9 protein-coding genes and 1 pseudogene are annotated in these 12,842 nt (G+C 73.8%); 4 read left to right on the top strand and 6 right to left on the bottom strand.

Going from position 1 to position 12,842, the window contains the following annotated elements; all coding sequences use genetic code 11:
* Nucleotides 1–44: 44 nt before the first annotated feature.
* A complete protein-coding gene (locus BS73_RS24715; RefSeq protein WP_161789699.1) occupies nucleotides 45–851 on the bottom strand; it encodes a TetR/AcrR family transcriptional regulator in 807 nt (268 codons plus the stop codon).
* A 175-nt stretch (nucleotides 852–1,026) separates the two neighbouring features.
* Here BS73_RS24715 and BS73_RS24710 point away from each other — a divergent pair, with 175 nt between their 5' ends.
* On the top strand, nucleotides 1,027–1,806 hold the full coding sequence (locus tag BS73_RS24710) for an HAD-IIA family hydrolase (RefSeq protein WP_037576058.1): 780 nt from the start codon (nucleotides 1,027–1,029) through the stop codon (nucleotides 1,804–1,806).
* 105 nt (nucleotides 1,807–1,911) lie between these two features.
* On the opposite strand, the gene BS73_RS24705 is transcribed toward BS73_RS24710, so the two are convergent.
* The 3 genes from BS73_RS24705 to BS73_RS24695 form a co-directional block, all read right to left on the bottom strand.
* Nucleotides 1,912–3,153 (bottom strand): sensor histidine kinase, encoded by a 1,242-nt coding sequence (locus BS73_RS24705; protein ID WP_051940450.1) that lies wholly within the window; start codon nucleotides 3,151–3,153, stop codon nucleotides 1,912–1,914.
* 170 nt (nucleotides 3,154–3,323) lie between these two features.
* Nucleotides 3,324–3,824 (bottom strand): heme-degrading domain-containing protein, encoded by a 501-nt coding sequence (locus tag BS73_RS24700; RefSeq protein WP_037576055.1) that lies wholly within the window; start codon nucleotides 3,822–3,824, stop codon nucleotides 3,324–3,326.
* Nucleotides 3,824–4,912: a Gfo/Idh/MocA family oxidoreductase gene (locus BS73_RS24695; protein WP_037576053.1), complete on the bottom strand. Its 1,089-nt coding sequence runs from the start codon at nucleotides 4,910–4,912 to the stop codon at nucleotides 3,824–3,826. The genes BS73_RS24700 and BS73_RS24695 overlap by 1 nt, the downstream gene beginning before the upstream one ends.
* A 59-nt stretch (nucleotides 4,913–4,971) precedes the next feature.
* Between BS73_RS24695 and BS73_RS24690 the strand changes: the two are divergent.
* A pseudogene (locus BS73_RS24690) lies at nucleotides 4,972–6,116 on the top strand (ROK family transcriptional regulator).
* A gap of 624 nt (nucleotides 6,117–6,740) precedes the next feature.
* On the opposite strand, the gene BS73_RS24685 reads toward BS73_RS24690, so the two are convergent.
* Together BS73_RS24685 and BS73_RS24680 are read right to left on the bottom strand one after the other, a co-directional pair.
* The gene (locus tag BS73_RS24685; RefSeq protein WP_037576051.1) at nucleotides 6,741–8,033 is read right to left on the bottom strand and encodes a S53 family peptidase; all 1,293 of its coding nucleotides are present in this window, start codon (nucleotides 8,031–8,033) and stop codon (nucleotides 6,741–6,743) included.
* 360 nt (nucleotides 8,034–8,393) lie between these two features.
* The gene (locus BS73_RS24680) at nucleotides 8,394–9,431 is read right to left on the bottom strand and encodes an adenosine deaminase (protein ID WP_037576049.1); all 1,038 of its coding nucleotides are present in this window, start codon (nucleotides 9,429–9,431) and stop codon (nucleotides 8,394–8,396) included.
* Nucleotides 9,432–9,691: 260 nt separating this feature from the next.
* On the opposite strand from BS73_RS24680, the gene BS73_RS24675 reads away from it, so the two are divergent.
* Entirely contained in the window at nucleotides 9,692–11,158 is a 1,467-nt protein-coding gene (locus tag BS73_RS24675; RefSeq protein WP_037576047.1) for an aldehyde dehydrogenase family protein, read from the top strand.
* Between the two features lie 101 nt (nucleotides 11,159–11,259).
* Entirely contained in the window at nucleotides 11,260–12,807 is a 1,548-nt protein-coding gene (locus BS73_RS24670) for an APC family permease (protein ID WP_051940448.1), read from the top strand.
* Nucleotides 12,808–12,842: the final 35 nt, after the last annotated feature.

Raw genomic sequence — 12,842 nt, 5'->3', positions numbered from 1 at the left:
GCGGCCAGGGGCGGAGGCGCAGGCGGCGACGGAGCCGGCCCGGCTCAGCGGTCGGCGGAGCCCCGGGGAGGTCCGGCCGCGTCCCTGAGCCGGACGGCGATGCCGTCCAGGACGGTCTCCAGACCGGAGAGGAAGGAGGCGTCCGGGTCCGGGTGGTCGTCGGCCTCCACCATGAACCGCTCCATCAGCGGGAAGTCGCCGTCCGCCATCAGGTCGCGGACGTACGGGCCGACGTAGGCCCGCCACTCGTCCTCGTCCAGGCCGGTGCGGCAGGCGACCGCGCGCTCGGCGAGCTCGCGCAGCAGCACGCCGCGGACGTAGCCGGTGACGATGCCGACGGTGGCCGCCATCTCGTCGATCCCCAGGCCGCGGCCATCCAGCAGACGCAGCAGGTACTCGTGCCGACGCAGCGACTTGGGCCCCAGCGGCGGGCGGCCGGCCAGCAGCGGACCGGCCCAGGGGTGGGCGAGGAGCACCTCGCGGGTCCGGACGGCGTCCGCGCGCAGCCCCGCGCGCCAGTCGGCGCCGGGCTCGGGCGGCTCCGACGGGCCGCAGTCGCCCGCGATCTGATCGGCCATCAGGTCGAGGAGGTCGTCCTTGGTGGAGACGTAGCGGTAGAGCGACATGGTGCCGGCGCCCAGGCTGGCGGCGATCCGGCGCATCGACACCGCGTCCACGCCCTCGGCGTCCGCGATGGCGATCGACGCCTCGACGATGGCCTCGACGGTCAGCGAGGGCTGCGGGCCACGGGCGGCACGCCCGCGTCCACGCGCCCGTTCCGGCCTGGCCCAGACGGGTGGACGCGACCGCTGCCGCACTCGGTCCTCCGAGTGGGACGACGGCTCGCGCACGTCAGCACCTCCAGGTCGGCTCCGCTCAGGCCGCCGGCCCGAGCTTTCGGCCGGCGCACCCCGCCCCCACCCTACCGCCGCGCGTACGCCGTACGCACCACCGCCGCGCCGCGCGGCGTGTGGCATGATCGGCCGTGCCGGGTACCGGGTGAGCACTCAGACAGGGGAGTACGTCGTGACCGAGCGGAAGCCCATCGATTCGTGGCTGACCGACATGGACGGCGTGCTGATCCACGAAGGGGTGCCGATCCCGGGCGCCGAGGACTTCATCAACAAGCTGCGCGCCTCCGGCAAGCCCTTCCTGGTGCTCACCAACAACTCCATCTACACCGCGCGCGACCTCCACGCGCGGCTGTCCCGGATGGGCCTCGTGGTGCCCGAGGAGAACATCTGGACCTCCGCGCTGGCCACCGCCCAGTTCCTGGCGGACCAGCGGCCCAGCGGCAGCGCGTACGTCATCGGCGAGGCCGGGCTGACCACGGCGCTGCACGACGTCGGGTACGTGCTGACCGACGCGGTGCCGGACTTCGTGGTGCTCGGCGAGACCCGCACCTACTCCTTCGAGGCCATGACCAAGGCCGTCCGCCTGATCAACAAGGGCGCCCGGTTCATCGCCACCAACCCGGACGTGACCGGGCCCAGCCTAGAGGGCGCGCTGCCGGCGACCGGCTCCGCGGCGGCCCTGATCACGGCGGCGACCGGCAAGAAGCCGTACTTCGTGGGCAAGCCGAACCCGCTGATGATGCGGGCCGGGCTGAACAAGATCGGCGCCCACTCGGAGACCAGCGCGATGATCGGCGACCGGATGGACACCGACGTGCTGGCCGGCCTGGAGGCCGGGATGACCACCTACCTGGTCCGCACCGGCCTCACCTCGGACGCGGACATCGACGCCTACCCCTTCCGCCCCTCCAAGGTCGTCGACTCCATCGCGGACCTGGTCGAGCGGGTCTGAGCCGCGGCGCGGGTCGTTCTGCGCTCCTCGGCAGGGAAAGCCTTCCTGAGCCGTCCAGGCCGTCCGTACCTCGTGCCGGAGGCGCCGATCTCCGCTGGGCCGCCGCTAGCCGGCCGCGGCCGGGATCTTTTGCGTCGGCCCCGGCTCCTCCGGGTCCGCCGCGGGGACGAACGCCCGGACGCGGAAGCCGGAGCCGGTCGGCGCGGCCTCCAGGCGGCCGCCCTCAAGCGCCAGCCGCTCGCCCAGCCCGGTGAGCCCGTTGCCCGCCGTATGCGCCCCCGCCTCCGCGGCCGGCGCGTCGTCCTGGACGGTCAGCACGAAGCCGCCCGCCCCCGCCCGCTCCAGCCGGATCCGGCAGCTCCGGGCCCCGGCGGCATGCCGTACCACGTTGGTCACCGACTCCCGCAGCGCCCACGCCAGCGCCGCCTCGCGTCCGGAGGAGAGGTCCCGCGCCCGGTCCGTCGCCTGGGGGTCGATCAGCGGATCGATCCCGGCCGAGGTCAACGTCGTGTGGGCGCGGGCGAGTTCGACCGCGATGGTCGGCCGGCGGTAGCCGGTGACCGAGTCCCGGACCTCGGCCAGCGCCTGCCGGCTGATCTCCTCCATCTCGGCGATCTGCTTGGCGCAGGCGTCCGGATCGGCGTGCACCAGCCGGCCGGCCAGCTGCGCCTTGAGGGAGAGCAGCGACAGCGAATGCCCCAGCAGGTCGTGGAGGTCGCGGGCGAACCGCACCCGCTCCTCGTTCACCGCGAGCTGCGCCATGGCCTTCTCCCCGCGCTGCAGCCGCTCCTTGATCCGCCCGCGCTCGGCGGCGTACGCGCAGAGCAGTCCGCTGAGGGCGGAGCTCACCAGGACCCATCCGTAGTGCTTGACGGGTTCGCCGATCGCCACCTCCAGCAGGAACGCGGCGGCGACGATCGCCATGTTGGTGGCCAGCGCGGCCCGCAGCGGCAGCGTCATCGCCGAGACGACCACCAGGTAGATGAACATCGGCGTCCAGTCGCTGCCCAGCCACCCGTTGTAGAGGAAGGCCAGCACGCCGGCGGCGACCAGCGGGACCAGCCGCTGCCGTACCGGCCGCTGGTAGGTGACGAAGGCGAAGGCGCAGACAGCGGCCGCGATGAACACCGCGGCCCCCGCCGTGACCAGCACGGCCGTGCCTCTCGACTGCCCGGGCTGCCATAGCGGGCGAACCCCGGACAGCAGTCCCAGGAACCAGAAGGACACCCAGGCCCAGCGCACCAACGGCCGCTTCCGGAGCCAGACCACCAGCCCCGGGAAGGGCAGGGCCCGGTCCTCGGGGCTGAGTTCGGAACGGTCGCGCGGGCGGTCGTTGAGGCAGCTCACCGTACAAGGGTGCCGGGACCGGGACGGGCCGGCCAGTGAACGCCATGACCGCCCGCACATGACATCTGTCATACGGCGGGCCGCCGGCACCGCGGCTTCGCCGTCGCGGCCTTCGCCGTCGCGGCCTTCGCCCTCGCTGCCTTCGCCGTCGCGGCCTTCGCCCTCACGGTTCAGCCCGCCAGGAACCTCTCCAGAGCCTCGACCACCAGCGCGTGGTCCGCGAGCTGCGGCAGCCCGGAGACGGCGACCGTGCCGACCACGCCGACCCCGGCCACCGTGATAGGGAACGCCCCGCCGTGTGCCGCGTACCGGCCGGGATCCAGCCGGGACCGCTCCTCGAAGCTGCCGCCCTTCGCGGCGAAGCGCAGCTGCACCAGCAGGCTGGAGGCGCCGTAGCGGTCGACGGTCCGCACCTTGCGCTTGATCCACTCGTCGTTGTCGGCGGAGGTGCCGGGCAGGGCGGCGTGGAAGAGCTGCTGCCCGTTGCGCCGGACGTCGACCGCGACGGCGGCGCCGCGCTCCCGGGCCAGCTCCACCAGCAGGACGCCGAGCCGCCAGGCGTCGTCGTTGTCGAACCCCGGCAGCACCAGCCGCCGCTCCTGCTCCTCGACCTCGGCGAGGGTCGGGGTGGGCGTCGGGGCGGGGGTCGGGGCAGGCGTCGGCGCGGGCATCAGGCCTCCTCCCCGGCCGGCTCGACCGCGGTGCCCTCGGCAGCGGACCGCCGCGCGGCCTCCAGCACCCGCAGCACCCGGACCGCGTCCAGCGGGTCGACGGGGGCTGGGCCGCCCTCCCGCAGCGCCCGCTCGACGCCCGCGTAGAAGGCGGGGTAGTCGCCGGGCAGCGAGCGGTACGGCTCGGCGTCGGCGTCGGTGCCGAGAAGGCCCCAGGCCTCCGGCGGCTCCTCGCCCCAGCCCTCGCCGCCGGGCCGCCGCCCGTCGCGGAGGGCGGCCTCCTGCGGGTCGAGCCCGTACTTCACATACGCGCCCTTGTCGCCGAGCACCCGCAGCCGCGGGCCGAGCTGGGCGGTGAGCGCGCTCATCCCGAGGTGGGAGCGGACGCCGCCGGCGTGGGTGAGGGCGAGGAAGGCGTCGTCGTCCACGGCCGCGCCGGCCGCCGCCCGCCGCACGTCCACCTCGGCGTAGACCCGGACGACCGGGCCGAAGAGCCGGATCGCCTGGTCCACCAGGTGGCTGCCGAGGTCGTAGAGGACGCCGCCGGCGTCGGCCGGGTCGGCGGACTCCCGCCAGCCGGCCTTGAGCTGCGGCCGCCAGCGGTCGAAGTGCGATTCGAAGCGGTGCACCGCACCCAGCCGCCCGGCCTCGACCAGGGCCTGGGCGGTGCGGAAGTCGGCGTCCCAGCGGCGGTTCTGAAAGACCGTCAGCAGAAGCCCGCGGGCCGCGGCCAGCTCGCACAGCTCGGCCGCCTCGGCGGAGGTCGCCGCCAGCGGCTTGTCGACCACCACCGGCACCCCCGCCTCCAGCGCCGCGCGGGCGGTGGCCACGTGGGCGCGGTTGGCGTTGGCGACCACCACCAGGTCGGGGCGGGTGCCGAGGAGCGCCTCGACGGAGTCCACGGCCCGCGCCCCGGGGTGCTCGGCGGCCAGCTGGGCGCGCCGCTCGGGGTTGGTGGTGAGCACGCCGTCCAGGCGGAGCCCGGGGGTGGTGGAGACCAGCGGTGCGTGGAAGGCGGAGCCGGCCAGCCCGTACCCGGCCAGCCCGACCCTCAGGTCGGCGGAATCTTCGGAGCTCGTGGATGCCATGTCCCCCAGTTAAGCAACAGCGTTGCCTAACCGCAAACACTCCGGGCACACTGTGATCCATGAACCTCGCCGCCCTCCGGGACCACAACACCGCCCGGATCCTCGGCCTCCTCCGGCGCGCGGCCGCCGCCAGCCGGGTCGAGCTGGCCGCGGCCACCGGGCTCACCCCGCAGGCGGTCAGCAAGATCACCGCCCGGCTGCTGGCGGAGGGGCTGCTCGCGGAGGCCGGGCGGGGGCGGCGGGCGGCGGCGCGGGGCGCGCGACCGGCGCGGGGCGTGCGACGGGCGCGGGGCGTGCGACGGGCGCGGGGCGTGCGACGGGCGGCAAGCCGCGTACGCTGCTGCGGCTGCGCCCGGAGGCCGGGCATGCGATCGGGGTCGGGCTGGACACCGGCGAGATCTCCGCGGTACTGGTCGACCTCGCGGGGCGGGTCGCCGAACGGCGGACCGCGGCCTTCGACCCCGCCGCCGGTCCGGACTCCGGCGTCGCCTCGATCGCCGCGCTCGTCGCGGAGCTCGCCGCCGCGGTCCCCCGGGACCGGCTCCTCGGCGTGGGCGTCGGCGCCCGCGGCCCCCTGGACCACTCCGCCGGGGTGCTCCACCACCCCACCGGCTGGCCGGACGCGTGGCGCGGCCTCCCCCTCCGCGACGCGCTGGCCGCCGCCCTCGGCGGGCCGCTCGGCGCCGTTCCGGTCAGCGTCGACAAGGACACCAACGCCGCCGCCCTCGGCGAGCCGGCCGGCCCCGACGAGTCCCTCGCCTACCTCCACCTCGGCCGGGGGCTCGGCGCCGGACTCGTCCTGGACGGCGCGCTCTATCGCGGCCCGCACACCAACGCGGGCGAATTCGGCCACCAGACCGTCCAGTTGGACGGCCCCCTGTGCGCCTGCGGCAACCGCGGCTGCCTGGAGGCGCTGGCCCTCGCGGCCCCGGACGAGGCGGGCGCCGCCCGCATGGTCGGTATCGGCGCGGCCAACCTGGTCCGCCTTCTCGACCTGGACCGCATCGTCCTCGGCGGCTCCCGGGTCCTCTCCGCGCCCGCCCTCTACGCTGCGGCAGCCGAGGCCCACCTGCGCGCCCTGGGCCCGGTGTCCGTGACCGTCACCCCCCACGGCCCCACCGCCGTCCCCCGCGGCGCCGCCGAACTCATCCTGGCCCCCCTCTTCGCAGGCGCGCAGTTCCCCCCGCCGCGGGCGCGCGCGTAGGCGCCGCAGGCGGCAGCGGAGGCCGGGTTGCAACCCAGGGGCCGACGCCGAGTGCGGCGCCGCTCGCGGCTGGGCGCGCAGTTCCCCGCGCCCCTGACGGGCGCCCGACGGGCCTTAGGCAGCGCCGCAGGCGCAACAAAGGGGCGCGAGGAACTGCGCGGCCCGCGCGCGGCGGCGCCGCAGACGACAGCGGAGAACGGGCTGCAACCCCAGGACCGATGCCGTCTGCGGCGCCATTCACAGCTGGGCGCGCAGTTCCCCGCGCCCCTGACGGGCGCCCCGCAGCGCCGCAGGCGCAACAAAGGGGCGCGGGGAACTGCGCGGCCCGCGCGCGGCGGCGCCGCGGACGGCAACGGAGAACGGGCTGCAACCCAGGGGCCGATGCCGAGTGCGGCACCGCTCGCGGCTGACGGGCGCCCGACGGGCCCTTAGACAGCGCCGCAGGCGCAGTTAAGGGGCGCGGGGAACTGCGCGGCCCGCGCGCGGCGGCGCCGCGGACGGCAACGGAGGCCGGGTTGCAACCCAGAAACCGATGCCGTCTGCGGCGCCGTTCGCGGTTGGGCGCGCAGTTCCCCGCGCTCCTTAACTGCGCCTGCGGCGCTGCCCGCGGGGTGGGGAGGGGGCTCAGCCCGCGGTGAAGGCGGTCAGGCCGTTGGGGGTGCCGAGGCCGGTGGGGCCGTCGTAGCCGGCGCCTGCGGTGCACAGGTAGGTCGGCGAGCAGGACCCGTTGGAGCCGCTGGTGACGTCGTTCAGCGCGGAGGTGTGGGCGTACGGGTACTGCGACGGGTAGTCGCCGCTACCCGGCGCGCCGGCGTCCGCGTAGACGGAGGCGATGATCGGCGAGGAGGCGCTGGTGCCGCCGTAGACGTTCCAGCCGGAGGCGCCATAGGTGTCGTAGACGGCGACGCCGGTGGCCGGGTCGGCCACCGCCGAGACGTCCGCGACGGTGCGCTTCGAGCAGCCGGTGTCGGTCTGCCAACTCGGCTTGGGGTCGTACGCGGAGCAGCCGGAGCCCGCGCCCTCGGTGGAGCTGGTGGACCAGACGGACTCGCTCCAGCCACGGCTGCTGCTGTCCTTGCTGAGGCTGGTGCCGCCGACAGCGGTGACGTACTGGCTCGCCGCCGGGTACTCGACACCGTACGCGGAGTCACCGGAGGAGACGGTGATGGCGACGCCCGGGTGGTTGAAGTAGGAGCTGTCGGCCGAGGTGTCGCTGGAGTCCTCAGAGCCGCCGTAGCTGTTGGAGACGAACTTGGCGCCCTGGCTGACCGCCTGGTTGACCGCGGTGCCCAGGTCGCTCATGTTCGCGCTGCTCGCCTCGACCAGCAGGATGTGGGCATTGGGGGCGACGGCCGAGACCATGTCCAGGTCGAGGGAGATCTCACCGGCCCAACCCGAGTCGGCACTGGGGTAGTTGGTGCCGCCGTTCTGGTCGATCTTCTGGAAGCAGCCGTTCGACGTGGTGCAGGACGGCAGACCGTACTGCGCGCGGTAGGCGGCCAGGTCGGACTCCGCGTTGGGGTCGTCCTGGGCGTCCACGATGGCCACCGTCTGGCCGGCACCGCCGTCGGACGGAAGGTTGTAGGCGCTCTGCAGGTCACTGGGGCCGTAGCCGGAGGGCGCGGCGGCGCGGTCGACACCGTGGCTGCGGAGCGCGTTGGGCTCCGCCACATCGGTGCGGACCAGTGCCTGACAGCTCATCAGGTGGATGTCGGAGGGCTGCGCGCAGACTCGCTTGACGTGCGCGTCGGACGTCTTGACGCCGGCGGAGGCGGCGGAGGCAGAGGCGGCGGAGGCGGAGGCCCCGGACGGGTCGGTCATGGCGCTCGCGCTGGGCGCTGCGGCGGCCAGGCCGGCGACGGCGAGTACCGCCGCGCCGAGTGCCGCGGTTATCGGGGCTCTTCTGGAGGTGGACAACGTGGCCCTCCCGGTTCGGTCGTGCTCATGACAACTTGGGACCGCTGTGTCACCACAAGACGTGGTGACCGACTGAGCCGAAAACATAGCGCCGCCCCTGATGCCCCACAAGGGGCCACTTGTCGGGTCGACCACCGACGATCGGGGGTGGGAGAGCCGGAACGATCTGTTCCGTGAAACGCCGGCCGGACCGGCCGCCGCCCCGGCTGACGCGACGTCACCCCTGGTGGCGATCGGTGGCGATCGGCGGAGAGGGGTGGACGGCACCCGGCCCCAGGTCTGGACCAGAAGCTCTGCGCTTCCTCTGAAGACCCGGGAACGCGGGTTGCGCGAGTCCTGTGCGGAAGGTGTGACCGGCGGTCACATCCCCGCGAGATAGCCGTCGATCTCGGCCAGGAGGGCGGCCTTGCCGGCCTCGGACCGGAAGGACGCCCGCACCGCGTTCCTGGCCAGCTCGGCCACGCCGGCCGCGTCCAGCCCGAGCAGCCGGGCGGCGACCGCGTACTCCGTGTTGAGGTCGGTGGAGAACATCGGCGGGTCGTCGCTGTTGATGGTGACCAGGAGGCCGGCGTCCACCATCTGCTTCAGCGGGTGGGCCTCCAGGCTGGGGACGGCGCGGGTGGCCACGTTCGAGGTCGGGGCCACCTCGATGGGGATCCGCCGCTCGGCGAGGTGGCGGAGGAGCTCCGGGTCCTGGACGCAGGAGGTGCCGTGGCCGATCCGCTCGGCGCCGAGCTCGTTGAGGGCGTCCCAGACGGTCTGCGGGCCGGTCGTCTCGCCGGCGTGCGGGACGGAGTGCAGGCCGGCCGCCCGGGCGCGGTCGAAGTACGGCTTGAACTGCGGCCTGGGGACACCCACTTCGGGGCCGCCGAGGCCGAAGGAGACCAGGCCGTCGGGGCGGAGGTCGAGCGCGAGGCGCTCGGTGACCTCGGCGGACTCCAGGCCGGCCTCGCCGGGGATGTCGAAGCACCAGACCAGTTCGAGGCCGAGGTCGCGGGCGGCCGCGGTGCGGGCGTCCTCGATCGCCTCCATGAAGGCGCGGCCGGGGATCCCGCGCTTCACCGAGCTGTACGGGGTGACGGTGAGCTCGGCGTAGCGGATCCGCTGGGCGGCCATGTCGCGGGCGACGCCGTAGGTGAGGGTCCTGACGTCCTCGGCATCGCGGATCAGGTCGACCACGGAGAGGTAGACCTGGATGAAGTGGCCGAAGTCGGTGAAGGCGAAGTACTCGGCGAGGGCGGCGGGGTCCGCGGGGACGTCGGTGCTCCCCTCGTGCCGGGCGGCGAGGGCGGCGACCGTCTCGGGGGAGGCGGAGCCGACGTGGTGGACGTGCAGTTCTGCCTTGGGCAGTCCTGCGATGAAGCTGCTGAGGTCCTCGGCGGGAAGCTGGGGGTCCATTGCCTCATCTTGCCCCAGCCCCGCGCCCGCCCGTCTCCCGGGCCCGGGAGACGGGGCGACCATCCACCCGCCCTGGGTGACCGCCCACCTGCCCCGACCCCGCGCCCCTCGCTCGCCCGCCGCGCCCGGGGCGGCCGGGTTGCCGGGTTCCCGCCGGCGGGGGTGACAGTGATCACAAAGTGTGTAAAGCATCTGTCAGCGGCAACGGAGCGAGTTATCGGCCACGAGTACGTCGCGGCCTGACGCTGGAGGAACAACGCATGCCCGAACTCTTCATCGGCGGCGAGTGGACCCGCTCCCGCACCGCGCGGACCCGCGAGATCCGCTGCCCCGCGGACGGGTCCCTGGTCGCCGTCGTGGACGAGGGCTGCTCCGCGGACACCGAGGCGGCGATCCACGCCGCCCGCCGCGCCTTCGACCTCGGCCCGTGGCCGCAGACCCCCGCCGCCGAGCGAGGCGACCTCCTCCTCCGGGTGGCCGCGCTGATCGAGCGCGACAAGGAGTCGTATGCCCGGGACGAGTCGCTCGACACCGGCAAGCGGCTGGTGGAGTCCGGGTACGACATGGACGACATCGCCAACTGCTTCCGCTACTTCGGCAAGGCGGCCGCCGCCGAGTCCGGCCGGGTGGTGGACACCGGGAACCCGGCCACCGACAGCACGGTCGTCCACGAGCCGGTCGGCGTCTGCGGGCTGATCACGCCCTGGAACTACCCCCTCCTCCAGACCGCCTGGAAGGTCGCCCCGGCGCTGGCCGCCGGCAACACCTTCGTCCTCAAGCCCAGCGAGCTGACCCCGCACACCGCCATCCGCCTGATGCGCACCCTCCAGGAGGCGGGCCTCCCGCCCGGCACCGCCAACCTGGTGCTGGGCACCGGGCCGGAGGCCGGCGCCCCCCTGGCCGGCCATCCCGACGTGGACCTGGTCTCCTTCACCGGCGGGCTGCAGACCGGCCGGGGGATCATGGCCGAGGCGGCCGCGACCGTGAAGAAGGTCGCGCTGGAGCTCGGCGGCAAGAACCCGAACATCGTCTTCTCCGACGCCGACTTCGAGACCGCGGTGGACATGGCGCTCACCGCGGTCTTCCTGCATTCCGGGCAGGTCTGCTCGGCCGGCGCGCGGCTGATCGTCCAGGACGGGTTGCACGACCGGCTGGTCGACGAGATCGTCCGCCGGGCCCGGCAGATCCGGCTGGGCGGCCCGTTCGACGAGAAGGCGCAGGCCGGGCCGCTGATCTCGGCCCAGCACCGGTCCAAGGTGGAGGCCTACGTCAAGGCCGGCCTGGCGGAGGGCGCGGTGCTGCGCTGCGGCGGCGCCCGGCCGCAGGGCGACGCGTACGCGTCCGGCTTCTACTACCTGCCGACCGTCCTGGACGAGTGCAACGCCGACATGACGGTGGTTCAGGAGGAGTCCTTCGGCCCGGTGCTGACCGTCGAGCGGTTCAGCACCGAGGAGGAGGCGGTCGCCCTCGCCAACCGCACCATCTACGGTCTGGCCGGCGCGGTCTTCACCGGCGACCAGGCGCGGGCCCGGCGGGTCGCCGGCGCGCTCCGCCTGGGCACGGTCTGGATCAACGACTACCACCCGTACGTGCCGCAGGCCGAGTGGGGCGGTTACAAGCAGTCCGGCTTCGGCCGCGAGCTGGGTCCGGCGGGCCTCGCCGAGTACCGCGAGACCAAGCACATCTGGCGCAACACGGACCCGCGCCCGCAGGGCTGGTTCTCCTGACGGACCCCCGGCCGGCGCGCGTCTGAGCCGCGCGCGCCGCCCGCCCGCTGCCCCGCCACTGCCCCCGCCCCGTTGCCCCCCCCCCGACCGAGAGCCGGCCCATGCCCAAGAGCCCCACCGACGACGCGGAACTGTCCGAGTTCGGCTACAAGCCCGAACTCAAGCGCACCCTCGGCGACTTCCACACCTTCGCCGCCGGCGTCTCCTACATCTCGATCCTCACCGGCACCTTCCAGATGTTCTACTTCGGGTTCGCCCACGGCGGGCCCGCGTACTGGTGGTCCTGGCCGCTGGTCTTCGTCGGGCAGCTGATGGTGGCGCTCTGCTTCGCAGAGCTGGCCGCCCGCTACCCGGTCGCCGGTTCGATCTACAACTGGGCGAAGCGGATCGGCAATCCGCACGTCGGCTGGCTGGCCGGCTGGATGATGCTGACCGCCTCGATCGTCTCGCTGGCCGCCGTCGCCCTCTCCTACCAGGAGACGCTGCCGCAGATCTCCCAGGTCTTCCAGATCGTCGGCGACGGAACAGGCAGGTACGACGCCGCCGAGAACGCCGTGCTCCTCGGCGGGATCCTGATCGTCTTCACCACCCTGGTCAACGCCTTCGGCGTGAAGCTGATGGCGACCATCAACACCGCGGGCGTCTTCCTCGAACTGGTCGCCACCGTGGTGCTGATCGTCCTCTTCGCGGTGCACATCGTCCGCTCCCCCGCCGCCGTGCTGACCGACACCCAGCAGCACGGCGCCGGGCACCCGGCCGGCTACCTCGGCGCCTTCCTGGTCGCCTCGCTGGCCTCGGCGTACGTCATGTACGGCTTCGACACTGCGGCCTCGCTCGGCGAGGAGTCCCTGGACCCCTCGCGGAACGCGCCCCGGGCGATCATGCGGGCGCTGCTGGCCTCGTTCGTCCTCGGCGGGCTGGTGCTGCTGCTGGCCCTGATGGCCGTGCACAGCCTGACCGGCGGGGGGCTCTCCACCGACGGACTGCAGTACGTGGTCATCGACGTGCTGGGCTCGACGGTCGGCAAGGCCATGCTGTGGTGCGTGCTGATCGCGGTCACCGTCTGCGAGCTGGCCGTCCACACCGCGGCGATCCGGCTGGCCTTCGCGATGTCCCGGGACAACAACCTGCCGGCCTCCGGCCTGATGGCCCGGGTCAGCCCGCGGTTCAGGACGCCGGTGCTGCCGGCCGTCGTGATCGGCGCACTGGCCGTCCTGGTACTGGTCGTCAACATCCGTACGCCGCAGATCTTCTCACTGGTGACCAGCGTCGCCATCATCATGATCTACCTGGCCTACCTGCTGGTGACCCTGCCGATGCTGGTCTCCCGGCTGCGCGGGACCTGGCATCCGGCGCCCGGCCGGTTCACCCTGGGGAGGCTCGGTCTGCCGATCAACATCCTGGCGGTGCTCTGGGGCGCGGGGATGATCGTCAACCTGGCCTGGCCGCGGAACTCCGTCTACAACTCCACCCCGCCGCACCACTGGTACCTGCAGTGGGGAGCTGTGCTCTTCGTGGGCGTCGTCGCTCTGGGCGGGTTCGCGTACTACTGGTTCGTCCAGCGGCACCGGACGGGCGTCCGCGCCGAGCACGCCGCGGAGCCCCGGCCGGCGGACGGGACCTCCGACCCCGTGTCCACCACCCACTGACCGACCGACCCGCGAGCGAGAGAGAGCTGGCTTCC

Origin of the sequence: Phaeacidiphilus oryzae TH49 (assembly GCF_000744815.1) — a bacterium.
Classification (GTDB): domain Bacteria; phylum Actinomycetota; class Actinomycetes; order Streptomycetales; family Streptomycetaceae; genus Phaeacidiphilus; species Phaeacidiphilus oryzae.
Note: the sequence above shows the minus strand (reverse complement) of the source record. Positions and strands in the feature narration are given on the sequence as shown.

Coding starts and splice junctions, on each gene's coding strand:
- BS73_RS24680 (WP_037576049.1), bottom strand. CDS start 9,431: ATGGACCCCCAGCTTCCCGCCGAGGACCTCAGCAGCTTCATCGCAGGA.
- BS73_RS24700 (WP_037576055.1), bottom strand. CDS start 3,824: ATGCCCGCGCCGACGCCTGCCCCGACCCCCGCCCCGACGCCCACCCCG.
- BS73_RS24670 (WP_051940448.1), top strand. CDS start 11,260: ATGCCCAAGAGCCCCACCGACGACGCGGAACTGTCCGAGTTCGGCTAC.
- BS73_RS24675 (WP_037576047.1), top strand. CDS start 9,692: ATGCCCGAACTCTTCATCGGCGGCGAGTGGACCCGCTCCCGCACCGCG.
- BS73_RS24695 (WP_037576053.1), bottom strand. CDS start 4,912: ATGGCATCCACGAGCTCCGAAGATTCCGCCGACCTGAGGGTCGGGCTG.